Raw genomic sequence first — 24518 nt, 5'->3', positions numbered from 1 at the left:
GCAAGTTGCGTAGTTGTGCGCAACTCTGACAAGTGGCTGCCATACCTTACCAAATGGCTCGTGGCAGTGGTCGCCAACGCCATGGACGACCGTGAATGCCGTAACCATACCTGTCTTGTACTGACAGGCGAGCAGGGCAAGTTCAAGACAACTTTCCTTGACTTGCTCTGCCCACCTGCCCTGCATGGTTACAGCTACACGGGAAAGATATATCCGCAAGAGAAGGACACGCTTACCTATATAGGGCAAAACCTCATCGTAAACATTGACGACCAGCTCAAAGCCCTCAACAAGCGTGACGAGAACGAACTGAAAAACCTCATCACCTGTCCGATGGTCAAGTACCGTATGCCTTACGACAAGTATGTGGAGGAACACCCACACTTGGCGAGTTTCGTTGCATCGGTAAATGGTAACGATTTCCTTACCGACCCCACAGGCAGCAGACGGTTTCTGCCCTTTGAAGTGCTTTCCATAGATATTGAGAGAGCAAAGGCTGTTTCTATGGATAATGTCTATGCGGAAGCGAAAGCCTTGCTGAGCATAGGTTTCCGCTATTGGTTTGACGATGAAGAGATAACGGAACTATACAGGGAGAGTGAGGATTTCCAAGTACAGACGGCAGAAATGGAACTACTGTTGCGCTGTTTTGAGAAACCTACGGAGGATAGTCCCAACTGTACCTATATGACTACCACAGAGATAATCACCTACTTGGGACTTTACACGCATCATCCCTTGTCCTTAAAGCACATGGGCGAAGCCCTGAAAAGGGCAGGCTTTGAGAAAGTGAGCAAGAGGCGAGAGGGTGGCAGTCCCATCTATGTATATAAGGTAAGGAAGATATTGCCTTGTCCTTTATTAGGCAGTTGCAACTATCAGATGTAGTAGGCACATGTAGTAGGTTGGTAGTATAACTTGGGACTAAAAAATAATATTGGAAATCAACTACTTATGTCAAAATAGTATGTAGTAAGAAGAAAGATGAAAAAGTTTGGAGGGGAAAAACTTCTGAAAAAAGATTTTCTTTCAATAAGCATTCACCTACCATTCAAATATCATTCAAATACACCATTGTCATTCAAACACAAATTATTCAATCCATTCAATTAAAACATATCACAATGAAAGAAGAAGATTTATCACGCATCAAGCAATACCCCATCGTGGAGTATCTTGAAAGTAAAGGCATCAAGCCTGTACGCAGAACATCAGTCTATGCGTTGTACCGCTCACCGCTGCGTGCAGAAACACATCCGAGTTTCAAAGTGGACACAGAGAAGAACCTTTGGATAGACTATGCCGAATGCAGGGGCGGAAGTATCATCGACCTCTGTATGCGTTTGGAGGGCTGCACGCTATCGGAAGCCATCCACCACTTGGGGCAGAACGCTCCCGATAATACAGTATATAGTTCTCACAAAGACTTCTCACAAAACAATCTCCAACCAACGATGGCTGCAAACGAGACAAGGAAACTGATAAGTATATCAGACACCCTACCGCCACATTTGCAGGAGTATCTTACAAAGGTACGCTGCATTGATTTGGAAAAGGCAAAGCCTTTCCTTAAATGTATCAGCTATGAGGTAAGGGGCAGGCGCTATCAATCCATCGGCTTTGCCAATCAATCAGGAGGGCATGAACTTCGGGACAATGGCACGTTCAAGGGAACGATAGCTCCGAAGGACATTACTCCTATATTCACCGACAAGATAATAAACCAAATACAGCCAACTTGTGTGTTCGAGGGATTTATGGATTTTCTTTCTTTTCTTTCAATGAAAGAAGAAGTAACAAGTGCCTGCCTTGTGCTAAACTCCGTGAGCAATACCGCCAAAGCAATTCGGTATATGAATGCGCAGGGAATATCTTCCATTCGTACCTTCCTTGATAATGACGATGCTGGGCGGAGGGCTGTTCAAGATTTCATAAAGGCAGGCTTCCATGTTGAGGACATGAACATACATTACAAAGACTTCAAGGATCTCAACGATTTTCATGTCAGTCGTGTCCGTGAGCGACAGAATCATAAAGAGCAGATACTGGCACACATGTCGGTTACAGAACAAAATCAAAGCAATAAATCAAAACAAGTCAAACATAAAATGAGATAGAGAAATGAAAAAGAAAACAATGATGAATGACAAAGACCTTTCATGGTTCTTGGAATGCCAAGATGATAAAATGGACAATGAGGTAATCCCACAGACGGAAGCACAACCCGTTCCTGTGGAGGAAATAACAACGGACGTAGAAATAAATGAGGACAGTGTTACTCAAGGAGAAGCGGATATCACTTCTGGGAAATCCGAGCATACACGGCATACTGAGAATATGGCTGTTCAAAGACGCATCAGCTCCAAAATGAGGAAGAAAACACTCGAAGCCTACAAGCAAGCCTATCTTGTGCCAACCAAACTGTGCAACCGAAAGGCGGTCTATCTGAGCCGAGAAACGCAGGAGCATGCCGACTTCATCGTGCGCAGGTTAGGCGACAGGGGCAGCAACCTTTCAAGTTTCGTGGAGAACATCGTGCGTCTCCATTTGGAAGAGTACGGTGAGGACATAGATAAATGGAGGAGATTATAAATCACAGGAAAAGGGTCGAGGACTTTTGGGAAAAGGGGCTATTATTCCACTCAAAACTCTCAACCCTTTTTTAGAGAACATAGCAACAGAAATTTGTCAAACATACTGAATGATGAGAACACCACGAACACAGTTAAACACGGAATGCACAGCATTCACTTTCAAGCAGCAAAACGCCTTGTGCGTAAACGTTTCGTTAGCTGATATTGCAAGACGTCAGTTTGTACCCACAAACTGCGTCCAGCTCCCCTCGTTAGATTGTCGGGGAGATAAGACCGTAATCACTACGTTCTCATCGGTCAGCATTCAGAAATTAAGCAACAACAAATTATCTATAATGATTAACTTTCAAAGGAAACTTATATGAATAGATACAAAGGAAAAGCTGCCCGATGGCAGCCAAAGGATAAGGAAGAACAGCGGATGAACAAGACAGAGTTCATCAAGGTAAGATGCACCTTAGAAGAAAAGCAGCGTATTAAGTCAAAGGCAGAAAGTGCGGGACGTAAGTTTTCCGATTACTGCCGTGAGTTACTCCTAAATGGAGAGGTGGCAGCCGTTCCCAAGATGACCGAAAATGAAAGGGAAGCCATTGCCATACTTCAGCATACAGGAAGGTTCTACGGGCAGATTTCTAACCTCATCAAAGTAAAAGATGAGAGATGGGTACATATTACACAGAACCTTTCGCTATGTGCCAAAGAGGCATTTAAGAGATTCTACGACCCTCATTTTCGTGTAGACGATGATATATATAAGGTCTTAAATATGAGAAGAGATGATAGGAAAGTGTAAGGCGATATCGCATGGCAGCACGGCTTTAGACTATATTTTCAGAGAGGGCAAACTCGGCAGTCGGCTTGCCTTCCATAATCTTTGCAGCAGGGAGCCAAAGACAATCTATGAGGAAATGAAAGTGGTCAGTGACTACAACAGCCGTTGCAGGAACAAGTTTCTCCGTATCGAAATAGGCATTGCACCGCAGGACGAGAAAAGACTGCCTGTATCCGAGCTTATGGGAATAGCCCATTTGTTTGCCAAGCGAATGGGACTTGACAACCACCAATGGGTGGCGGTAACGCACAAGGACACCGATAATAGACACATTCACATCATTGCCAACCGTATCAGCCTTTATGGAGAGGTCTATGATACCACCTTTGTGAGCAATAGGGCAGCGAGAGTGGCGGAGGAAATAAGCAGAGAGAAAGGCTTGACCATCGCAAAGGAGATTAAGGCGGAAAGGAAATACCAAAAGGCAAAAGTCAGCCAGACGAGAGAGCAAGCAAAGAAAGTGGTGCAACAAATCTGTTATTCCCTGCTTGACAAGTACAGAGATACAGGCATCACGGGACACTCCATGTTTCTCTACGAGTTGAACAAGAACGGCATCGCGATAGAGCGCATGAAGAACAAGCAGGGCAAGGTCTATGGCTTGAGGTTCTCATACGCAGGACAATCTTTCAAGGCATCTGAAATTGGCAGGGAGTTCGGCTACCGTTCCTTGCAGAAGAACTTTGAACCAACCAACAGGGAAGAGCCAAGGAAACCACATCTAACAGTACAAGAGCCGACAGAAAGGAAAGAACGCCCTGATACAGGTTATCAACTCGTACCTCCAAGCCGTTCCTCAATTTCACGAGACAATGACACCCCACGAGTGCAAGATTCCATTGGTGCAGTGGCAGACACCATTGTTGGCGCAGCCGACGAACTGATGGAAGGATTGGGCGATTTGATTACACCATCCGCACAGGGCAATGACTATGCCGAAGCTGCGTGGCAGCGCAAACTCAGAAACCAAGCGAACAGAAAGAAGAAAAGAGGAAGAGGTATATAACCCACAGGCAAACAGCCAGTCAAAAGTGCAGAAACAGGAATATTTCATCAAAAACGCTTGTTATTCGGTAGCAAAGTATTATCTTTGCAAACAGAATAACAAGCGTTCTTTGTTAGGTAGAATACAGCGACTTGAAGTAGTTCGCTCGTTTCCAAATCGTTACCAGTTTAGTTGCATCAACAAGGTAACTTCCTTATTTTCAGACAGATATATTTTTATAATTATCTTATGCTGCCATTAGTATACATTGGCAAACGGCAGGCATAAGAGTGCCTCTTCCTGAAATCATTTCTCTGTATTTCTTATTGTTTCCGATGTCTGAGACAACGCGCAGACAGCGTTCGGCATCATTGGTCCAAACAGAGGCGACCGCTGATAGCCACACGCGATTAACATGCTGTACATCCATGTCTTTTACACGTTTTTTGTACTTGCCTGTACAGATTGGTTGGGGCAGGACGCGCGCCGTCGTCCATGTGGGGGGAGCATGAGCCCTTCGCCCGGGAGCAAACGGAGGAATAATTCATGCCCACACGTGATTTCCCTACCCTGCTCTTTCTTCAGCATAAGATGGCGCTTACATCACCAAGACGGTGCCCAAGCCAGCGGTTGTGGTAAAAACCAGCGTTGGCGCGGCCGCCCTACAGGGCGTTAATCCACCGTGCGATGTCGGCCAGCACACAGGGCGCTATGGTCTGATCTATATTGACGGCGTTGGATGGCAATCCTGACGGGTTGAACTGGAACGAGTGGCTCAGCCCGGGGTACACCTTGATAGTGGCATGTTGGTTGTGCGACAGGCCAGCCTTAAGAGCCGGGGTGTTGATGGCTGGCGGCACGTTGAGGTCTGCCTCGCCACCGAGGGCGAGCACTGGGCAGCGTGTGGCACGCACGTAGGGACGCATGTCGGTGTCTATAAATTGGCGCATCCACGGCGTGTTGGCCTGTCTCAGCAGCATGGACCGCACCTCACGCGTGTCGGCCACCACGTTGGCGGTCGCGCCCTGCGCCTTGCCGAGGCCATTAAGCTGCATCACCATCATGGTGTCTATCCTGCACGCCGGTCCGGCAAGGCTCACTATAAAATCGGGCAAGTGTTCGCTCGCCAGCATGAATGCCACCATGCCACCCTCACTGTGACCTACCACGCCAACCTTGGAAAACATGCGCGTGGCTTTGAGCCAAGCCAGTCCGCAGCGCGCGTCGGCGACGAAATCATGGGTTGTGGCGGTGGCAAAATTGCCCGTTGAGGCTGCCACGCCACGATCGTCATAGCGCAGCGTGGCTATGCCGTGACGCGCGAGATAGTCGGCCATGACAAAGAAGGGCTTGTGATAGAACAGCTCCTCGTCTCGGTTTTGCGGCCCACTGCCCGTCACCATAAGCGCCACGGGCACACGCCTACCCTGCTTGTAGCCCACGGGCAGCGTGAGGGTGCCGGCCAACAGCACACAGTCATTGTCGTTGCGGAAGGTCACTTGGCGTGTCTCGTAGGGATAGGGTGGCTGTGGTTGTTGTGGCCTGTTGTAAGTCACGGTGCCCGGTCGCAGGGTGAGCGGCGTGGCGAACATTCCTTGCTGGAAACGTCCCACAAGTGCGCCGGGTGTGGGCACGGCGGTGATGCGTAATGCCAAGCGGTCGAAAGCCACGTCGATGGAGTCTGCCCGGAGCGTGTTCACCTTGAGCGGCAACCGCTCCACGCCCTGCTCGGGCACGTCCATAGTGACAGTGTTTTGCGCCGTGCTCACACGCAGCACAATGGTGAGCCGCTGCGTACCGGCCTCAAGCGTGCCTTTCCAAGTGCCGTCGATGTCTTGGGCAGCGATGGGTTGGCACAGCATAAAGAATAAAAATAGAATAAGTTTCATAAAGACTACTGTTTTCAATGCACTATTCACCCTTAATTCCGCAACACTATTATAAATTAAACTTTTTAAGTACCTGAGCAACAAAAAGTTGCTCAGGATTTTTCCATGTCGAAGAATTCACTTATCTTAGTGTTGCAAAAAAAACAAGAGAATCCGACGATAGACATGGCGAAGATACAAATTAAATCTGAGAGACTCACTCCTTTTGGAGGAATTTGTTGATTTTATGATTCTTTTATTTGGCCGACTCGGAAGAATTGAGTAATTTTGAAGTGAGATTTGAGTAAAGTTGCAATAAGAATTGAGCAAAATCTACAATCGTTTTGAGTATGACTTATATACGAAAGCAATATCACACGCTCCGGGAGCGCATCCTTGAACCAAGGCACTTTATGCAGATATTGGCAGGGCCTAGACAGGTAGGAAAAACCACGCTTGTCGGCCAGGTTCTGGATGACATCTCCATTCCGTATACCTTAGAAGTTGCTGACGCTGTAGACCCTAAGGATAGTGACTGGATTCACCGCGTATGGGAGTCAGCCCGTGCTACGATGCAAATACGTAAAGAGCAGGAGCGCCTGCTGGTGATTGACGAGGTGCAGAAGATTGACAATTGGAGTGAAGTGGTGAAACGCGAATGGGATGAAGACTGTCGTCGACGCGTGAACCTGAAGGTAGTGCTGCTTGGTAGTAGTCGCCTTCTGCTGAAACGTGGAATGACAGAATCGTTGGCTGGCCGCTTTGAATTGATTCGACTTGGACACTGGAGCCTACAGGAGATGAGAGATGCCTTCGGCGTTACGCTTGACCAGTATATTTACTTTGGTGGCTATCCCGGACCTGCAGGCATGATTGATAACGAGAAGCGATGGCGTAAGTATATCAAGGACTCTCTGGTGGCTCCTGCCATTGAGAAGGATGTTATTATGACTTCAAACATCTACAAGCCAGCGTTGATGAAGCAACTTTTTGAGTTGGGATGTGGCTACTCTGCCGAAATTCTGTCGCTGACCAAGTTAATGGGGCAGTTGCAGGATGCCGGGAATGTGACCACGCTTGCAGCCTATCTGGATATTCTTGATGAGTGCGCCCTGTTGACAGGTCTGCAGAAATATGCTCGTGACGATGCACGTAAGCGTGGCTCTGTACCCAAATACCAAGTATATAATAATGCGCTGTTGACCGCCTATAAAGGCCATTCGTTCCTTGCCGACCGGACGGACACAAAGCTTTGGGGACGATGGGTGGAGAGTGCTATAGGAGCACACATCCTGAGTATGGCAGAGGAACTGGACTACAAGGTGTATTATTGGCGTGAGCCATCAAGAAGTAAATACGAGAGTGACAAAGAGGTTGACTTCATTATAGATAACGATGGTGAGTTGACAGCTATAGAGGTTAAAAGCGGTCATCGCGGAATGAATTCCGGATTGCCAGCTTTCGTAGAAGCATTCCATCCCCAACGGGCATTTGTAGTAGGTACGGGCGGTGTTTCTTTGGAAGATTTCCTAAGTTGTGATATTGAAAGTCTGCTTAATCAGGAATAATTGTAGCGGAAAAGTTCTATTTGTTTCTGTTGTAGCGAAAGTAACCATTTGAATAACAGTATTTTTGCTGGCAGAAAGTAATTTCGCTACATCGCTACATGATAATCTGGCATTCATATACTACCTTAATTCCGCAACACTATTATAACTTAAACTTTTTAAGTACCTGAGCAACAAAAAGTTGCTCAGGATTTTGCCATGTCAGGATTTTCACTTATGGCTGGTTCTATAAATTAGCTTTGTTAGATTTTGAGCTTATTTTTGAGGTCAAAATGCAAGAGAGTGAAGGAGTGTAGCGAGCTACACGACTGAGTGAACTTACATTTTGAACCAAAAAGAAGCCAAAAGATAACAAAACGTATTTCACAAACATTTAATGACTATATGCGGTGGTAATTTATAGAACCAGCCTTATCTTAGTGTTGCAAAAAAACAAGAGAATCCGACGATAGACATAGCGAAGATACAAATTAAATCTGAGAAACTCACTCCTTTTGGGGGATTATTATCAATCATGGAGCAATTTGACTCCACATTATCATCTGTAATGCCTCAAGTCACATTGTGGGGTAAGGGGATATTGTAGGCAGAAGTGGGTGCTTCAAGTTCAAATTATCTGCAAAATCAGTAATGAGAGGATGTGTACACGCAAGAAGGACGTTGAAAGGCTTAGTTGCGGATTTGAGGAAAGACTACTGTTTTCAATGCACTATTCACAATGTTCAACGCACAATGTTTTCAATGCACAATTGATGTGGCAGGGTATTTTTTATGAGGTTTAATTAGGTTTAATACGTTGAGAGAGCAACTGTTATTGTCGGTCGGAATGGAATGGAGGTCATTCAAAATAAAATGTGATAACGACCATCTTGCACTGCGCCTTGTTCACGGCCTTGGCGTATGGCAGCATGTTTTTGTCTTTGATGCGACTGGGGTAGTTGGGGTCTAAAGCGTTGGTCAGGCCGTACATGAATTTGATTTCAGGCCTGAGCTTGAAAAATGGCAAATAAAAATCGCACCCTACGCCCGCCTCAAGAAACAAGTCGTAACGTTTCAAGGCGATGTAATCGTTCTTGCTGTTGGTGAGATTGATGATGGGGTTAAGCCCGGCCATGATGTAAGGCCGGTGGTTGTTGCAGCGCTTTGCGCCAAAGATGATATCGGTGGCGCACCCCGCGTACACGGTCTTGAGATTTTGCCTGTGCTCGGTGAGTGTGTCGATGGCTCGTGGGTGCATGTTCTGGAACACGATGTGGCGATTACCAAAATAGAGGGTGGGCGCCACGCGCAACTGGAAATCGTCGCTAAGCCTGAACTCGCCGAGCACGCCCACGTGAAAGCCAAGGTCCCAGCGATCTTGGTCTGCGGTGATGGTGTGCTCGCTTGGCGAGCCATCATCATTAATGATGATTTGCGGACCGACATTGGTCAACTCGATATCTTGGGCATGCGGACCTACCAAAATGCCAAAATGGAAGGGCCTAAGGTCGGTGTAGGGACGGTTTTGGACTGTTCTGCGCTGCGCCGAAGCCACGTGGACAGTGGCCAAGACGACGAGAGAGATGATAAGCACTCTTTTCATGTTGATATAACGTGGCGGTGGGTTGAATATTGCTTTATAACGAAATCTGTGTTGATAAATATACATGAAACGACTTTCATGTCAATGGAAAAATAAATATTTCAAAAAAAAACATCATCATTTGTAGGTATTCTGAATATTTTATTTATCTTTGCACCATATTTCAAAGGGTGAACAATGTCACCCACATGCTTACATATTGTACAAAAACATTTTGAACCAATAAAACGAATTATTATGGCTTACGTAATTAGTGAAGACTGCATCGCATGCGGAACTTGCATCGATGAGTGCCCGGTAGAGGCTATTTCAGAAGGCGACATCTACAAAATTGACGCTGACGCATGCACAGAGTGTGGGTCTTGTGCCGCTGTTTGCCCACAAGAAGCTATCCACCTCGGTGAATAAACGCATTGTCTTTCCAAGAACATGGATTAAAGACAAACAATCATTCATTCTATTTTCATAATTTGAAGATTTTTGTCCCAAAGGTCGTTCCACGGCTTTTGGGATTTTTTTGCTCGGGCATTGGGAGAGCTTGCACACTGATGGCCAAGTTTTTTTTGTTTAGGTGCAAGGGCTCAATAAGAGAAATATAAAATGATGTAGGCTTGCGCCTGCTGGTTGACCGGGCGCTGGGCAAGATTGCCTTTCGACAGAAACGAACGTCGATGGGCATGGTTAACGTATTGTCTAATTGATTGCATAAAGATTAAATTGTAGGTGGTATCGGTATTTGTTTTAGCGACAATTTGTCCTATCAATAGGCAAATGGGCTTGTCCGGCGTGCGAACCTCTGTGCTGTTAATGCTATTTTCGGTGTTTTTAATTGTATGAGAGGACTTTCGTGTTTCTGGCAAAACATGGGTTTGAGCACTCAAGTCATGGTAAAAACTGATAGCGGGTATCGCGATTTGTCAACGCTAAGCATTGTTGTCGTTTGCGATTCGCCATAACTTTGCACCATCGAAATTTAATAGGACAAATGGAAATAATAGTTAATCTTTTCAGGGGATTTCCCGAGTTTTGGGGTGGCGGGGTCGCTCACTCCGTCATGATCTTGGCGCTTGTGATAACGGCAGGACTGTATTTGGGCAGAATAAAGGTAAAAGGGCTGTCGTTAGGATTGGCATGGATACTTTTTGTAGGACTTATTTTAGGGCACTTCAATTTCAATCTGGACGTGCACTTACTGCATTTTCTAAAGGAGTTTGGGTTGATACTTTTTGTCTATTCCATTGGTTTAGAGGTTGGACCGGGTTTCTTCTCATCGTTTACCAAGGGCAGCAAGACCCTCAACGTGCTTGTAACCATCGTGATAGCCATCAGTTTGGTGTCGGCGGTAGGTGTGTTTTATCTTTCGGACACGCCCCTCACGACGGTCGTGGGCATATTGTCGGGTGCCGTGACCAACACCCCCGGCTTGGGAACGGCGCAGCAGGCATACAGCGACCTGCGTGGTATTGACGCACCAACGATAGCTACCGGCTATGCCGTGGCATACCCCATGGGTGTACTGGGGGTGATATTGTCGTTTCTCATTCTCAAATGGGTGTTGCGAATTAACGTGAATGACGAGGAGAAAGCGGCCGAGGGTGGCATTGGCCATTTGGAAAACATCACGCTGAACACCTTTTCCATCAGGATGAGCAACGACACCATTAACGGCACGACGGTAAAGCACATACGCGAATTGCTCAAACGCGACTTTATGATCTCGCGCATATATCGCGCCAAAGACGGCCGCCACGACGAGGTGGTGGATAGCCGCACCGTGGTGCACGTGGGCGACACTCTGCTCATCGTGGCGCGACCAGCAGACCAAGAACCCATCTGCGCCCTGCTGGGAGAGTGCGTGGAGATGCACTGGGAGAAGTTTGGCAATGAGCTTGTGTCACGCCAGATACTCATCACCAAGACTGCCGTCAACGGCAAATCGATAGAGCAAATGAGGATAAGGAGCACCTTTGGCGTAAACATCACCCGGGTAAGCCGCTCTGGCGTGGACTTGGTGGCAACGCCTAAGCTCAGGCTACAGATGGGCGACCGTGTGACCGTGGTGGGCAAAGAGCTGGCCATCAGTCACGTAGGGAAGGTCTTTGGCAACAGCGAACGCCGGCTGAACGACCCCAACCTTATACCCATCTTTCTCGGTATCATGTTAGGATGTATTTTGGCCAACGTGCCATTCGTGTTGCCAGGCATCTCGGCCACCCTGCGATTGGGGCTTACGGGCGGCCCGCTCATCGTGGCGCTGCTCGTCGGGTATTTCGGGCCAAAGCACAATCTCGTCACTTACAACACGTTGAGCGCTAACCTCATGCTGCGACAATTTGGCCTGTGCATATTCTTGGCATGCGTGGGTTTAGGCACCGGAAGCCAGTTTGTGCAAACCGTGGCCACGCAGGCAGGCTTGACTTGGATAGGCTACGGTCTGATTATCACCATGATACCAATGCTCATAGGAGGACTGATAGGTCGCTATGTGTTTCACATCAACTATTTCACTTTGTTGGGCGTGCTCGCAGGTGCCAATACCAATCCGCCGGCATTGGCCTACGTAAACGACATGACGCAAAGCAACTCACCAGCCGTGGGCTACTCGGCGGTGTACCCTTTTGCCATGTTCATGCGCATCGTGACAATACAAATCATGATTTTCGTGTTAGGATAAAAGACTCTTTCAGGATAATATGAATAATGATTCGATGAATGTTTCCGATGTGGCTACACTGCATCGGAAACTTGATTTACTCTTGCAGACAGGCTGTTTCTTGATGGATTGCTCGGCAGACACCGTGATGATAGTGAGAAACATGAAGCGTGTGGCTGACCATTGGGAGCTGGACGAACGGTTGCTGAACGTTTACATCAACTATAACGTATTGATGCTCAACTACAGCAACAACGAGAAATCGTACACCAAGTTTCAAAAATGCGTCAAGCACGGCATTGACATGGATGCCGTGACACGCGTGAGCCATCTCACGTGGCGGGCCATCAAATACAACTATGACGTGGAGAAATATGCCGAAGAGCTGGACCGTATCAAGCGTATGCCACGCCATTACACGCCATGGCAGGTGGCCATCGCAGCTGGGTTTGCTTGCGGCGGCTTCTGCATCCAGTTCGGCTGCGACTGGCCGGCCTTCTTCTATGCGTCGCTGGCGGCCATCCTCGGTTTCAGGCTGCGTATGTTTCTCGGAGCCAAAGGGGCCAACAGCTATATCAGTATATGTACTGCCGCCTTCGTGTCAACGATATTGGCGTGGCTCAGCTCGTTTATATCTCTTTCGCCCACGTTGGCCCACGCCTTGCCATCGTGCGTCGTTTCGGACACGCCGTGGCACCCGCTGTTGGCCTGCGCGCTGTTCATCGTGCCAGGCGTGCCACTGATAAATTTTGTGAGCGACATGCTCAACGGGCACATACAGACGGGACTTATACGTGCGCTCAACACCCTGCTCATGGTTATCGCGATGGTGTTCGGCATCACGTTTGCCATAGATTTCTGTGGGATAGACAATTTCGTGCACGACCTCTCAATGGTGCCACACCATAACTATATAGAGTTTGCCGTCGCCGCGGCCATCTCGGCCATAGGCTTCTCCACCATCTTCAACACGCCACGCCAATTGCTGCCTGTAATCGCGGTGGGAGGCATCATCGCCGTGTGTTGCCGCAACTTTGTTAATTTGGGACCGAGCACCGGCAACACCGGGCTGGATCAAGGTATCGTCATTGGTTCGCTGGTGGGCTCTACGCTCATCAGTCTGGTTTGCGCCATGGCCACGCACTGGTTTCATACGCCCCACCAGTGTCTGTCCATACCCAGCGTCATACCGATGGTGCCGGGCGTGTTGATGTATCGCGCACTGTTCGCCTTTGTTGATATGCAGGGCGTTGTGGGAGAAGTGACGGTGGGAATGCACAATTTTATCATGGCATCGCTCATCATATTGGTTATCGCGGTGGGCGTGGCCGTGCCAAATATATTCGTTAGGCGCATGTGGCAAAATAAACGTAAAATGAGATATTACAACCTCTTGATGCAGCGAAGGCGAGAACAAGCGATTAAAATTCGTACACGCCAATAATAGTAAAGCTGGCCACAAGGCATACGTCTTTTGATGATTATGCTTATCTTTGCATTTGAAACAAGCAGAACACAATGGAAATAAGACAACTAAAATATTTTTTGAAAGTGGCCGAGACGCTCAATTTCTCGGAGGCAAGCCGGCGGCTCTACATATCGCAGAGCACGCTGTCGCAACAAATTAGCAACTTGGAGAACGAGGTGGGACTGCCCCTCTTTGAGCGTAACAGCCACGAGGTGCATCTCACCGAACCGGGACGCGAGCTGCTGCCCTACGCCCAGCGAGCCGTGGTGGCCGCCGACTCGTGCTTCGACCACATGGCTGATTTGAAACAAATGCTCACCGGTGAGCTGAACATCGGCGTGACATACTCTTTCAGTACCATCATGATGGACACCATGGTAGACTTCATGAAGATACACCCGGGTGTCAAGCTCAACATCTTCTACCAATCCATGGAAGAGTTGATGGATATGCTTAAGCGTAGGGAGGTGGATTTTGTGCTGGCCTTTTTGCCACTCAAATTTAACAAGGATATTGACAGCAGGGTCATCTTCAGCAACCGATTGGCCGCCGTCATGAACAGCAACCATGTATTGGCCAAGCAGCAAAGCGTCAAGATCGAAGAGTTGCAAAACCACGGATTGGTGCTCCCCGCACGTGGCTTGCTGGCTCGAAGGGCTTTTGATAAATTGTTGGCCGATAAAGATTTAGATTTGAAGATAAAGGTAGAGGTAAACAATGTGGACTTGATTTTCCAACTGTTGTACCGCACCAACTATGTGTCCATATTGGCCGAGTCTACCGTTTTGCACCACGAGAACGAGCTGAAAGCCATCCCCATAGACATGCCCGACAACCAAATAGAGGGCTGCATACACATGCTCAAAGATGCTTATCTCAAAAATGCGGCTCAAGAGTTTATCAAGATGCTGTGCAGCTCTGCCAGCATCTTCACAAATTTCGCGCTCAAAGATATTTTGCTGTAGGTTGCAAAGGACAAGGTTGCACTGCGCAAATGGCAAGAAAAATCCCCTATCACCATGCTGGTGATAGGGGATTTGGTATTTTTTTAACTGTAAATCGTGGTTGTCAGCGACGTGCCTGTACCAACGATTTACTTCATAGCTGCCACTTGCTTAGCCACTTCATTCTCAGGATCTATGCTGAGCAGCTTGTTGGCGTAACTCTTGGCCGTGGCCTTGTCTTGCTTGACATTGTAGTTGTAGACCAAAAGGTAGAGATAAGCCTGCTTCAACATTGATATCTCGCTACTGTTTTTCTCTGCCTTGCCCTCTAATGAGGTGGATAGAACCTCGTAATATGGCTTAGCCAATCCTTGTTTACTATCAGGATCTAAGTTGGCATTGATCTGGCCACGCATATAATTGGCGTAGTTCTTATAGTTGGGGAATTTCTCTATTATCTGCGCATACACAGCATCTGCCTTTTTAAATGCCTCGTTGGCACCGGCTTGGTCGCCTGCGTGTGTCTTCTTCGAGGCAATCTCAGTGTAAAGCGTGCCAAGATTGTCAAGGGTCTCCATAGTCGTCTCCACGCCGGCGATGGATTTCTCGTAATAGAGCACGGCGTTGTCGTAATCGCCTTTTTTGAGGTACACATCAGAGAGGTCCTTGTCAATAATGGCAATCTGTTTGTCGTTACCCTTGTTCAGCTCGATGGCCTGATCAAAAGCCTTGATGGCTTCATCCCAACGCTCTGCCATTTGCAATGCGGTGCCATAGTATATGTAATCCTCGCCGATGTAGTGCGCACTGTCGCTCTTGTTGAAGAGACAATCAGCGTAGTCGAGAGCCTGCTCTGTCTGCTTGAGGTCGGTATAGTTGTAGAAAGCGATACGATTCCATCCTGAGCGGCGTGGATCTCGGCTCAATCCAGTCTTGCAAATGTCTATGCTCTTGTCACGTTTGCCAAGAAGCCATGTTGTCATGGCATAGTAAGTGATGTCCTCGTCTTCCATCTTGCTCTTGTCTATCACCTTGTCATAGTAGGTCTCAGCTTTCTCATACTGCTGGGCTATGTAGAATATGCGACCGCACAGAGCATCAACGGGATAATCTGGACGCTGAGTACGCAGCTCCTCGAGATTGGCCACGGCTTCCTCGGGGCTTCTACCGCGCAAGATCATGGCATACTTGTAATAAGCCTCTGGATCTTTTGGGGCAAAATATTTGGCTTGTTGATAGTTTTCAGCTGCTGCGCCAGCATCATCTTTGGTTACGGCAATGTCGCCCTTGAGCAAGAAAGCTTTGGCATACTTGTGATCGCGGGCAAGCGCATAATCCGCAAAGCGATCTGCGTTGACAGTGTCCTTCTCGTTGAGAAAAATCTTGCCAATGGCCACAAGAACCTCAGGATTTTTTTTGTTCTCTTTGTACAACTTCTTTACATTATCTTTGTAATCAGGACCTTTTGCCTTGATTACTTGCGTGGCTTGTTGCACGATAGCTTTGTTGTCTTGTGCCATTGTTGGCACCACTGATGCGAACGCAAGCGCGCCTATCAATAAATATTTTGCTGCTTTCATAATTCTTTTAATCTAAATGTTAATGTTGCAAAGTTCTTTTATTGTATAAAACTGTTGTTATCTTGATTTTGTTGCCGCTATTCTGAAATATTAACATTTCTTACATTTATGTTACCCATGACGGGCAGCAGTCCGGTTTTCATAACTATGCGTTGTCCTTTTGGGCCTTCAATAAAATGTGCGAAACCCCAAGGCAAGCCTTGACGCGGGTCGTTGAGCAGTGCATAGATGGTTCTGATGAGTGGATATTCGCCGTTGTAAATGTAATATTGGTATGGCTTTCGGCCACTGGTGGGTGTGGCAGGATGCACATGGCTCACGCTCATCACACGAATGTTTTTGTTGAACGTAAGGTTGGTGGAGTCTCTTTTGTCGTTGAGCCAATTATTTCCAATGATACCAATGGCATTGGGGGTGTTCTCAACATATTTAATAACCTCTTCGGTTTTATTCACCGCAGCCACGTTAGGATTGGAGATGGGTTTGCCTCCAAGGATGGAATCTTCTACATAATGGACAGTGCTTGACTTGGCATTGTCAAACACCACGGTGATCGTACCACGTTTGGAACCCTTGTAAAGCTGTCCCCATGTGGTGATATGCCCGTTCATGATTTGCTCGATATCCTTCACAGAAATAAGGGTATCGGTGTTGTTTTTGTTAATAATAAAAGCCAAAGCGTCGTATGCCAATTTCAGAGACACTGGCTTAAAATTCTTGGCTTGCAGGTTTTTCAGCTCAGACGGTTTAAAGTCGCGAGCCGTAAAGGCCAACCATGTCTTGCCCTCAAGCAACTGATTGATAGCATCAGACTCGTTGGTGTATATCGGTTTGACCTTGGCCTGTGGATAATCGTGTTCGAAGACGAAACGCTCTTCTTCTATAATGGGACTAAAACTTTCATCAGAGACGAAACTTATCGTCCCTGATGAATATGTATCTGTTCGGCCGTCTTTTCCCTTCTTGTTGTTGCAAGAAGAGAGAAGACTGGCAGATAGTGTTAATCCTACGATGAGGTAAGATGTTATTTTTCTCATAAATTGTTATTACTGAAGCCTGAACTGCACAGGAACGTTGTACTTCACGCGCACGGCCGAGCCGTTCTGCTTGCCGGGAATCCACTTAGGCATGGACCTCACGACACGCTGTGCCTCGCGGTCTAACGACGGGTCGACAGATCTAACAATTTTCACATCTGTGATAGATCCATCACGCTCCACGACGAATGACACCGTAACGCGTCCTTGCACACCATTCTCTTGTGCCACAACGGGGTATTTGATGTTTTCGGAGAGATACTTCATCAAGGCGGCATCGCCACCGGGGAATTTAGGCATCTGCTCCACTACGTCGAACACCTTATTCTCAACTTCTGGTTTGTTAGGTTTAACTGGCTCGTCAGCCACGCGCTCTGTCACTTTGAGCACCTCGCCTTTCTCGCTGTTTCCCTTCACATCGAGCGCACCGATAGCGGTGTTGGTCTTCATCAAGTCTTCCTGAGTTTTCATTTCTTCCTCGGGTTTCACGTCCTTGTCTTTCTTAATGACGGGTGCGGTAAACTTGATAGAAGACTTCACTTCTTTGACCACTTCCTGCTTTTTTTCAGGAATTTGGATATCTTTGCGCTTCACCTCTGCCTTTTTCTTAGGCTGGTTCAATGCCGACAACTCTGTCACTTGCTCGTTTTTCTGGTGCGCAGACTGATACCTATCGTATGCAGACTTTGCGATATAAAATGCAATGAACAGTGCAGCCAGCAACGTTATAACCACGATGGAGTAGATATTTCTCTTTGGGGTGGTCCTGCGGAGCTTATATGCGCCGAATTCCTTGTTCCTGCCCTCAAAGATAAGATCAGTCCACGCGTTGGTTGTTACATCAATTTTTGCCATTTCTTAACTTTTAATAGTTTCGATAGTGCTTACATCTTGACATTGTTCTTCTTGAGAAGCTCTATGTCATCCTTGTTCAGCTTGTCGATCACGTACTTACCTATGCTGCAAATCTGCATTTCGTCGAGAGCGTCCACGAGGTTTTTGTAGCTGGAATTGTCTGTGGCTTTGATGATGACTGTCATGGTTTGGATCTTTCCGTCCTCCAAATCTCCAGCCTTGATCTTGCTCAACTCCTTAGCATATATAGAGTCAGACATTTTGCCGTTAGGGTCGTCTCTTTTCTTGTCGAGTTTTGCCTTGGCTTCCATTACCTGCTTCACAGGTGTGGTTCCATCTTCTGTCTCATGGTTGAAGAGCACTTTGCGAATACCATCTCTTCCCCACGTGGTTTTTTTCATACAATCTGGCTTCTCGGGTTTGACCATACCAGCAACGTAGTATAATTGGTTGTCGGCAGCGCAATAGAGCGTGATGGTGTAAGATTCCTTTGTCACGGTCTTGTCTTGGTCGTTCAAGTTTTTATCGTTACTCGGCATACTCAATTCCATCGTCTGTGGTTTGGCCAAAGACGTACAGAGCATGAAGAACGTGATGAGAAGCATCATCATATCAACCATCGGAGTGAAGTCCACGCGGACATCCATCTTCTTCTGTTTGCTTTTTCCTTGCTTTGCCATTATGCGTCCTCCTGTTTCTTATATTGAGTAATGAGATAGTAACGGTTCTCGTTCATGTCTTGAAGTTCGCTCATGATCTTTTTCACCGTCTTGTATGGAGTTTTCTCGTCGGCTTTAATGGCGATTTTGGCATCGGGGTTGGCTTCTTTGGCTGCCTTCACCCAGATTTGGAACTCGCTCATAGCCGCGTCTCCTTCTTTACCTTTTACGGAGTCGGTTGGGATGCCATAGTTTTTGATAGCCTCCGGCATCTTATTCTTGTCCATATTGAGGTATGTTTGAAGGTCATTCATCGGCACGCCCCACATGGGATCGTCCGTAAACTTCTTCTGTTGTTCAGCTGTTAGCTGAATACCAAACTGACCGGTAACGTCTTGTAGAGCAGCCTCTTTGTCGGTGGTCTTGTCCAAACTCATAAATATCTTGCCGTCATTGCTGACGAGGACATTGAGGACATTGCTTTCCGGAACCTTGATTTCGGACACCGAGCCCGGCGTGTTTACTCTCACTGGTTCTTGCTTCACAAATGTAGATGTGAGCATAAAGAATGTCAGCAAGAGTACCATCACGTCAGACATAGGGGTCATGTCTATCCAGATGTCACTTTTCTTAATTTTTACTTTACCCATAGCGATAAATATTTTAAAGGGTTAGCAAAAATTAAGCTTCATCCGCGTGGTTAACTTCGTATGTCTGAGCAATTGAATAACCTACCTCGTCGAGTGCGTATGTCAATTTATCAATCTTGTTGGTGAAGTAGTTATAGGAGATAACGGCGCACCAAGAAGTTGCGATACCGAAAGCGGTATTGATCAAAGCCTCAGAAATACCTGTTGAAAGGGCGAGCGAGTCACCACCACCACCAGCGGCCAAAGCTTGGAAAGAACGGATCATACCAGTTACGGTACCGAGCAGACCAGTAAGTGTACCCAATGTTACGATGGTTGCAATGATGGGAAGGTTCATTTGCAGGGTAGGCATCTCAAGCTGAGTAGCCTCCTCATGAGCCTGCTGTATCTTGGCAACTTTCTGCGCTTTTTTCAAAGAAACGTTTGCGCCGCTATTCATATCCCTGTAAGCGTTGAGAGAAGCGAGCACCACATTAGCTACAGAACCTTTCATTTGGTTACAGAGTTGCTCTGCCTTGTTGAAGTCGTTAGCTTTCAAAGCAGCTTTGATATTGGCGACAAACTTGGTGAGGTTACCCTTGCCAAAAGCCGTCTTCAAAGCCAAAGCGCGCTCCACAGAGAGACAGAGTACGGTGAGCAACAATGTGTGGATCACTGGTACAACGACGCCACCTTTATAGATGGTACCGAGGATGTTAGCGGGAGCGTTAGCGTTATCACCACCTTGGAAGTTGTCGCCAGCGCCTAATACGAAATTAAAGATACATACAGCTGCAATGAAGCATACAACGATGATCCAGAATGCACCTCTAATTCCTGTGAAGCCTTCAGACTTCTTGACAGCCTTGGGGGCTGCGGCTTTTTGTGTAGTTGCCATAATCTTAAATTAATTTTTAGTTGTTAATAAATTATTTATGAATGTTTATTCTTCAAGTTGTTAGTTTATAGCTTTTTTCATCACGATTAATCTATATTTGTGTAGTGTTTTGTCGTGTTGATATTCGCAAAGATAACAACTTTTATGTAATTGCAAATATTTTCGCTTAGTTTTAACATTATTTTATTTCAGTTTGCCGATTGCCTCCTTTATGCGCCTCATAGCCTCGCGAATATTTTCGTCACTTGTGGCATAACTAAAGCGTAAACCACTCGGCTCGCCAAACGCGTCGCCGGCCACGGTAGCCACGTGGGCCTCTTCAAGCAGGTACATAGCGAAGTCAGTGGAGCCGTTGATTGTGCGCTGGCCATTGCTTTTGCCGAAGAAGTAGTCGCATTTGGGGAAAAGGTAGAAGGCTCCTTGGGGCACGTTCACCTCAAGCCCGGGGATGTCTTGGGCCAATTTGACAATGAGGTCGCGGCGTCGCCGAAAAGTTTGGCGCATGTCTTCCACGCATGTCTGGTCGCTATTATAGGCCTCGAGCGCGGCCATCTGGCTCACATCGCAGATGCCGCTGGTATATTGTCCTTGCAGCTTATTAATACCTTTGACGATCCATTCAGGCGCAGCCACCCATCCGAGGCGCCATCCTGTCATGGCGTATGCCTTGCTCACGCCGTTACAGATGATGGTGCGAGCTTTCATGTCAGGGTGAGATGCAATGCTGGCATTTACTCCTATATAATTAATGTGCTCGTATATCTCGTCTGACAATACGAAGACATCGTCATGCTCAAGCACCACCTTAGCCAGCTCGTCAAGTTCGTCGCGGGTGTAAACAGTGCCTGTTGGGTTATTGGGTGAGCAGAGTATGATCATCTTAGTTTTGGGCGTGATGGCTTGGCGCAGCTGCTCAGGCGTAATCTTAAAGTCTTGTTCGAATGGCGTGCGTATCATCACCGGCTCTCCTCCCGCTATTTTAACCATCTGTGGATAGCTCACCCAATAAGGCGCGGGGATGATAACCTCATCACCGGGGTTTACCAATGCGAGCACGGTGTTGCACACAGCCTGCTTGCCCCCAGTACTCACGATTATCTCGTTGGCGCCGTATAGCAAGTGGTTCTCACGTTTGAGTTTATCCGAGATAGCCTCTCTCAGCGATAGGTAACCCGGCACGGGCGAGTATTTGGAATAGTTGTCCTCAATGGCCTTTATGCCAGCCGCCTTGATATGGGCAGGCGTATTAAAGTCAGGCTCACCAACGCTCATGTTAATCACGTCTATGCCTTGCGCCCTCATTTCTGCGCTTTTCTGAGACATAGCCAATGTGGCTGATGGTGCCAAACTGTTGAGACGATCTGATAATTGTGCCATAGTATTTTTTAGGGATACTGCTTATTGTGTTGCAAATGTAATCATTTTATACATTAAAACGCAAGAATACTGGCGTTATTTTATAAAAAGGAACACATTTGTATAAGTATGTAACAAAAATAAAAATGTGACTTGCAGGTGTCGCACGTCACTCGCCATCAATTTTAGAGAAAAGTGCTCCCCGCGTACAGGCAGACATAGTGCGTCGGCTCACCACCTTGTAGATAGCCAAGACAAACGCTTAATTTTATTACCGTCAGCGTTTCACACCACAGACGAAACCTAATGAAACCCAATGGCGACAACCAGTAATAATATTGATTAATGGTAGGGGTGTGATTTAAGTGTATGCCATTTAGCAATTATCACAAACATTTAGTATAAAAAAAATTCCCGCACCCAAAATACCCATTTTTGGGTATGCCATTTATTTTTACATAATAATATAACATGATACCTTTGCATATCAAAAAAATTATCATTAAGTTTCACACATATAATTCATAAAATGTCAACAAACTTTCAACATTCACTGAGAAACAGACTGAGAAGTCATCTTTTCTTGGGCCAATGCTTGCTGTTGCTACTCGCCCTTTGCGGTGCGAGGCTATCAGACACAGCTGGCCACGCCGCCAACCTCGCCACCGAGGTAGCCAGAGACACCGTCAAGCTGACGGTGACCGACGCCATGACGGGCGAGCCCATTCCTGGAGCCGTGGTGCGTACCTACAATATGGGCACCAGCGTGACCGACATTAATGGCCAATGCGCCATCGCGTTCAAGAATGGGCTCACCAAGACCAAGGTTTCCGTTACCTACGTGGGCTACAAGCCTTATACCACAACCCTATCGGCAGGTTCCAAGGCGGTGACTGTCAAGCTCAGCGAAGACGCTCGCACTTTGAGCGGCGTAACCGTGACCTCCAAGCGAAAACACACCAACGTGATGCAACAGTCGGCCACCATAGACGAAAGCATGCTCGAGAAAGGTGGTGCCACCTCACTGGCCAAACTTCTCGAGACTATTCCCGGCGTTAGCTCTATCAGTGCCGGCAGTACGGTGGCTAAACCTGTTATACAAGGTATGCACAGCAGCCGTATTCTTTTGATGAACAACGGTGTAAAACTGGAAAGCCAGAGTTGGGGCAACGACCATGCGCCGGAAATTGACTACACAGGTGCCAGCATGGTGGAGGTAGTGAAAGGCGCAGAGTGCATTCGCTATGGATTTGGCGCCATGGGAGGTGTTGTATTGCTTAACGACGCGCCTTTACCCTATGGGCATAAGAAGCCTATCGTCAAGGGGGTTGCCAACATCGGCTATGACACCAATGCACGAGGGATAAGCGGTTCAGGAAGCATTGAGGCTGGCTGGAAGAATTTCGGCATGCGTCTGCACGGCAATTATACCCGTGGCGGAGACTACCATACGCCAGAATACATCATGAACAACACAGGCTACAACAATATCAGCATGTCGGCCATGGGTGGTTTTGAGAACAAGCGCATCACCGCAACAGTGCTTACAAGTTTGTTCTACCAACGCTCTGGCATATATTTTGGCAGCCAAATATCCGACTTGGCGCAACTACAAGAACGATTCCGTATTGGCCGGCCAACAGAGTCGTCATTGCAACCATTCACTTACGACATTGGCATACCATTCCAGCAATCACAGCATTTTACGTTGAAGGGCGAGGTGAAATATCGTATCAATTCAAAGCAATCACTGGATTTGACTTTGTCGTTCCAAGAAAATTTGCGACAGGAGTATGAGAATCGTATGAAAAAGGAGTGGAGCGTCATCCCGATGCAAGACCTCATATTGAAAACATACAAGGGAGACCTGTCATATCGTGCCTCATGGAAGCCTTTCAAGATGTCTACCTATGCAGGCGTAGCAAACACATACCAAATAAACTACAACTTCCCAGGCACCAAGAACCCTGCCTTCGTACCGAACTTTGCGGCTCTCACCATGGGTGGTTTCCTGTTGCAAAAGGCTACTTTCTTCGACAAATTGCAATGCGAATTGGGCTTGCGCTACGACTTTAGGGTAATGAGCGTGAGCGGTTACACCACGCTGAACAAGTACGACTATTACGACGACTTCAAGGTTTACAGTAATTTCACCTCGAGCTTTGCCACTCACTATCAGTTTAACGACAACTGGGACATGCGCGCGAATATCGGGTGGTCGTGGCGTCCACCAGACATCAACGAGCTTTACGCCATCGGACTTCAAGAAGGTTCTTACTGGGTGGTGGGCAACCGAAACCTGAAGAGTGAGCGCGGATGGAAGTCCATCATGGGCGCAAGGTATCGCAACACATGGGTATCCGTGGAGCCAAGCATATTCTACCAGCGCATCAACAGTTATATATACGACCATATCGGCTATGGTGCCGATCGCTTTCACAACAGTCCAAGTGGAAAATACGCCAAATTCATGTACGACCAAGACGACGTCAGGCTGTGTGGTGGCGACATAGAAGCCACGGTAACCCCCATCAAAGGGCTCAGTGTCGTGGCAAAGGGTGAATGGATATTCGCGCGCAACGTCACGCGGGACGACTGGTTGCCTTTCATGCCATCGGACAAATATGGACTGTCGGCGAACTACGAACGCATTTTCGGCGCGGAGAAAAAGATAAAGGCGTCGTTCTCTCTCTCCGGCAACTATGTCACAAAACAGGAACGTTTCGACCCCAACAAGGATTTAGTGGCTGTATCGCCCGACCCCTACTTCTTGCTTGGCGCCACGGCGGATGTCGCCTACAAGTTACCCGGCAACCGCGAAATAAAAGTGATGTTGGTAGGCGACAACATCCTCAACACATTATATAAGGAATACACAGACCGATTTAGATATTATGCGCACGAACGTGGCATGAACTACTCTTTACGCACAATCATTAAATTTTAAGAAAATGAAATTACAGAATAAGACATATAAAATGATACGTTCAACAATTTTGGCGTTAGGATG

General features: G+C 47.2%; 21 protein-coding genes. 11 read left to right on the top strand and 10 right to left on the bottom strand.

Annotated features, from left to right (window positions below):
- From C7379_RS09740 to C7379_RS09720, 5 genes are all read left to right on the top strand, one after another.
- Positions 1 to 888: virulence-associated E family protein (locus C7379_RS09740; protein WP_243406771.1), on the top strand; the 888-nt coding region annotated here is incomplete at its 5' end.
- Positions 889 to 1124: 236 nt separating this feature from the next.
- Positions 1125 to 2117 carry a toprim domain-containing protein gene (locus tag C7379_RS09735; protein WP_025078133.1) on the top strand — a complete coding sequence of 331 codons (993 nt, stop codon included), beginning with the start codon at positions 1125 to 1127 and terminating at the stop codon, positions 2115 to 2117.
- A gap of 4 nt (positions 2118 to 2121) precedes the next feature.
- On the top strand, positions 2122 to 2592 hold the full coding sequence (locus C7379_RS09730) for a DUF3408 domain-containing protein (protein WP_004344884.1): 471 nt from the start codon (positions 2122 to 2124) through the stop codon (positions 2590 to 2592).
- A gap of 363 nt (positions 2593 to 2955) precedes the next feature.
- Complete coding sequence (locus C7379_RS09725; RefSeq protein ID WP_112200046.1) at positions 2956 to 3387, top strand: plasmid mobilization protein; 432 nt, start codon at positions 2956 to 2958, stop codon at positions 3385 to 3387.
- The gene (locus tag C7379_RS09720; protein WP_116617149.1) at positions 3371 to 4432 is read left to right on the top strand and encodes a relaxase/mobilization nuclease domain-containing protein; all 1062 of its coding nucleotides are present in this window, start codon (positions 3371 to 3373) and stop codon (positions 4430 to 4432) included. The genes C7379_RS09725 and C7379_RS09720 overlap by 17 nt, the downstream gene beginning before the upstream one ends.
- Positions 4433 to 5073: 641 nt before the next feature.
- Here the strand turns inward: C7379_RS09720 and C7379_RS09710 are convergent.
- Positions 5074 to 6300 (bottom strand): alpha/beta hydrolase family protein, encoded by a 1227-nt coding sequence (locus tag C7379_RS09710; RefSeq protein WP_116617147.1) that lies wholly within the window; start codon positions 6298 to 6300, stop codon positions 5074 to 5076.
- Between the two features lie 329 nt (positions 6301 to 6629).
- Here C7379_RS09710 and C7379_RS09705 point away from each other — a divergent pair, with 329 nt between their 5' ends.
- The gene (locus C7379_RS09705; RefSeq protein ID WP_116617146.1) at positions 6630 to 7847 is read left to right on the top strand and encodes an ATP-binding protein; all 1218 of its coding nucleotides are present in this window, start codon (positions 6630 to 6632) and stop codon (positions 7845 to 7847) included.
- Between the two features lie 838 nt (positions 7848 to 8685).
- Here the strand turns inward: C7379_RS09705 and porT are convergent.
- On the bottom strand, positions 8686 to 9429 hold the full coding sequence (gene porT, locus C7379_RS09695; protein ID WP_116617153.1) for a type IX secretion/gliding motility protein PorT/SprT: 744 nt from the start codon (positions 9427 to 9429) through the stop codon (positions 8686 to 8688).
- Between the two features lie 237 nt (positions 9430 to 9666).
- Between porT and C7379_RS09690 the strand changes: the two genes are divergently transcribed.
- Positions 9667 to 9837, top strand: coding sequence for a DUF362 domain-containing protein (locus C7379_RS09690; protein ID WP_116617152.1), 171 nt, complete (start codon positions 9667 to 9669; stop codon positions 9835 to 9837).
- A gap of 173 nt (positions 9838 to 10010) precedes the next feature.
- Here C7379_RS09690 and C7379_RS13095 read toward each other — a convergent pair whose 3' ends face one another.
- Entirely contained in the window at positions 10011 to 10136 is a 126-nt protein-coding gene (locus tag C7379_RS13095; RefSeq protein WP_262500766.1) for a hypothetical protein, read from the bottom strand.
- Positions 10137 to 10414: 278 nt separating this feature from the next.
- On the opposite strand from C7379_RS13095, the gene C7379_RS09680 reads away from it, so the two are divergent.
- The 3 genes from C7379_RS09680 (at position 10415) to C7379_RS09670 (ending at position 14515) form a co-directional block, all read left to right on the top strand.
- Positions 10415 to 12103 (top strand): putative transporter, encoded by a 1689-nt coding sequence (locus tag C7379_RS09680; protein WP_116617144.1) that lies wholly within the window; start codon positions 10415 to 10417, stop codon positions 12101 to 12103.
- 34 nt (positions 12104 to 12137) lie between these two features.
- Positions 12138 to 13526, top strand: coding sequence for a threonine/serine exporter family protein (locus C7379_RS09675; protein ID WP_243406770.1), 1389 nt, complete (start codon positions 12138 to 12140; stop codon positions 13524 to 13526).
- 74 nt (positions 13527 to 13600) lie between these two features.
- Positions 13601 to 14515, top strand: coding sequence for a LysR family transcriptional regulator (locus C7379_RS09670; protein ID WP_116617142.1), 915 nt, complete (start codon positions 13601 to 13603; stop codon positions 14513 to 14515).
- A 128-nt stretch (positions 14516 to 14643) separates the two neighbouring features.
- Here the strand turns inward: C7379_RS09670 and C7379_RS09665 are convergent, their stop codons facing one another.
- From C7379_RS09665 to C7379_RS09635, 7 genes are all read right to left on the bottom strand, one after another.
- Positions 14644 to 16074 (bottom strand): tetratricopeptide repeat protein, encoded by a 1431-nt coding sequence (locus C7379_RS09665; RefSeq protein ID WP_116617141.1) that lies wholly within the window; start codon positions 16072 to 16074, stop codon positions 14644 to 14646.
- Positions 16075 to 16151: 77 nt separating this feature from the next.
- The gene (locus tag C7379_RS09660) at positions 16152 to 17111 is read right to left on the bottom strand and encodes a PstS family phosphate ABC transporter substrate-binding protein (protein WP_116617140.1); all 960 of its coding nucleotides are present in this window, start codon (positions 17109 to 17111) and stop codon (positions 16152 to 16154) included.
- A 9-nt stretch (positions 17112 to 17120) separates the two neighbouring features.
- Positions 17121 to 17966, bottom strand: a complete 846-nt coding sequence (locus C7379_RS09655) for an energy transducer TonB (protein WP_116617139.1) — start codon at positions 17964 to 17966, stop codon at positions 17121 to 17123.
- 29 nt (positions 17967 to 17995) lie between these two features.
- Positions 17996 to 18646, bottom strand: a complete 651-nt coding sequence (locus tag C7379_RS09650) for an ExbD/TolR family protein (RefSeq protein WP_116617138.1) — start codon at positions 18644 to 18646, stop codon at positions 17996 to 17998.
- Positions 18646 to 19275 (bottom strand): ExbD/TolR family protein, encoded by a 630-nt coding sequence (locus tag C7379_RS09645; RefSeq protein ID WP_116617137.1) that lies wholly within the window; start codon positions 19273 to 19275, stop codon positions 18646 to 18648. The genes C7379_RS09650 and C7379_RS09645 overlap by 1 nt, the downstream gene beginning before the upstream one ends.
- Before the next feature lie 31 nt (positions 19276 to 19306).
- The gene (locus C7379_RS09640; RefSeq protein ID WP_116617136.1) at positions 19307 to 20152 is read right to left on the bottom strand and encodes a MotA/TolQ/ExbB proton channel family protein; all 846 of its coding nucleotides are present in this window, start codon (positions 20150 to 20152) and stop codon (positions 19307 to 19309) included.
- A gap of 183 nt (positions 20153 to 20335) precedes the next feature.
- Positions 20336 to 21529, bottom strand: coding sequence for a pyridoxal phosphate-dependent aminotransferase (locus C7379_RS09635; RefSeq protein ID WP_116617135.1), 1194 nt, complete (start codon positions 21527 to 21529; stop codon positions 20336 to 20338).
- A 688-nt stretch (positions 21530 to 22217) separates the two neighbouring features.
- Between C7379_RS09635 and C7379_RS09630 the strand changes: the two genes are divergently transcribed.
- Positions 22218 to 24455 (top strand): TonB-dependent receptor, encoded by a 2238-nt coding sequence (locus tag C7379_RS09630; protein ID WP_243406772.1) that lies wholly within the window; start codon positions 22218 to 22220, stop codon positions 24453 to 24455.
- The last annotated feature ends 63 nt before the right edge of the window (positions 24456 to 24518 follow it).

The sequence above is a fragment of the Hallella colorans genome (genome assembly GCF_003096815.1).
GTDB lineage: Bacteria > Bacteroidota > Bacteroidia > Bacteroidales > Bacteroidaceae > Prevotella > Prevotella colorans.
The sequence above is the reverse complement of the archived record's forward strand: the minus strand, read 5'-3'. Positions and strand labels throughout refer to the sequence as shown.

What these genes read in the sequence shown, in the direction of transcription:
- porT (WP_116617153.1), bottom strand. Translation starts at nt 9,429, where the DNA reads ATGAAAAGAGTGCTTATCATCTCTCTCGTCGTCTTGGCCACTGTCCAC.
- C7379_RS09735 (WP_025078133.1), top strand. Translation starts at nt 1,125, where the DNA reads ATGAAAGAAGAAGATTTATCACGCATCAAGCAATACCCCATCGTGGAG.
- C7379_RS09660 (WP_116617140.1), bottom strand. Translation starts at nt 17,111, where the DNA reads ATGAGAAAAATAACATCTTACCTCATCGTAGGATTAACACTATCTGCC.
- C7379_RS09705 (WP_116617146.1), top strand. Translation starts at nt 6,630, where the DNA reads ATGACTTATATACGAAAGCAATATCACACGCTCCGGGAGCGCATCCTT.
- C7379_RS09720 (WP_116617149.1), top strand. Translation starts at nt 3,371, where the DNA reads ATGATAGGAAAGTGTAAGGCGATATCGCATGGCAGCACGGCTTTAGAC.
- C7379_RS09670 (WP_116617142.1), top strand. Translation starts at nt 13,601, where the DNA reads ATGGAAATAAGACAACTAAAATATTTTTTGAAAGTGGCCGAGACGCTC.
- C7379_RS09665 (WP_116617141.1), bottom strand. Translation starts at nt 16,074, where the DNA reads ATGAAAGCAGCAAAATATTTATTGATAGGCGCGCTTGCGTTCGCATCA.
- C7379_RS09675 (WP_243406770.1), top strand. Translation starts at nt 12,138, where the DNA reads ATGAATGTTTCCGATGTGGCTACACTGCATCGGAAACTTGATTTACTC.
- C7379_RS13095 (WP_262500766.1), bottom strand. Translation starts at nt 10,136, where the DNA reads ATGCAATCAATTAGACAATACGTTAACCATGCCCATCGACGTTCGTTT.
- C7379_RS09655 (WP_116617139.1), bottom strand. Translation starts at nt 17,966, where the DNA reads ATGGCAAAAATTGATGTAACAACCAACGCGTGGACTGATCTTATCTTT.
- C7379_RS09630 (WP_243406772.1), top strand. Translation starts at nt 22,218, where the DNA reads ATGACGGGCGAGCCCATTCCTGGAGCCGTGGTGCGTACCTACAATATG.
- C7379_RS09640 (WP_116617136.1), bottom strand. Translation starts at nt 20,152, where the DNA reads ATGGCAACTACACAAAAAGCCGCAGCCCCCAAGGCTGTCAAGAAGTCT.
- C7379_RS09635 (WP_116617135.1), bottom strand. Translation starts at nt 21,529, where the DNA reads ATGGCACAATTATCAGATCGTCTCAACAGTTTGGCACCATCAGCCACA.
- C7379_RS09645 (WP_116617137.1), bottom strand. Translation starts at nt 19,275, where the DNA reads ATGGGTAAAGTAAAAATTAAGAAAAGTGACATCTGGATAGACATGACC.
- C7379_RS09725 (WP_112200046.1), top strand. Translation starts at nt 2,956, where the DNA reads ATGAATAGATACAAAGGAAAAGCTGCCCGATGGCAGCCAAAGGATAAG.
- C7379_RS09690 (WP_116617152.1), top strand. Translation starts at nt 9,667, where the DNA reads ATGGCTTACGTAATTAGTGAAGACTGCATCGCATGCGGAACTTGCATC.
- C7379_RS09710 (WP_116617147.1), bottom strand. Translation starts at nt 6,300, where the DNA reads ATGAAACTTATTCTATTTTTATTCTTTATGCTGTGCCAACCCATCGCT.
- C7379_RS09680 (WP_116617144.1), top strand. Translation starts at nt 10,415, where the DNA reads ATGGAAATAATAGTTAATCTTTTCAGGGGATTTCCCGAGTTTTGGGGT.
- C7379_RS09650 (WP_116617138.1), bottom strand. Translation starts at nt 18,646, where the DNA reads ATGGCAAAGCAAGGAAAAAGCAAACAGAAGAAGATGGATGTCCGCGTG.
- C7379_RS09730 (WP_004344884.1), top strand. Translation starts at nt 2,122, where the DNA reads ATGAAAAAGAAAACAATGATGAATGACAAAGACCTTTCATGGTTCTTG.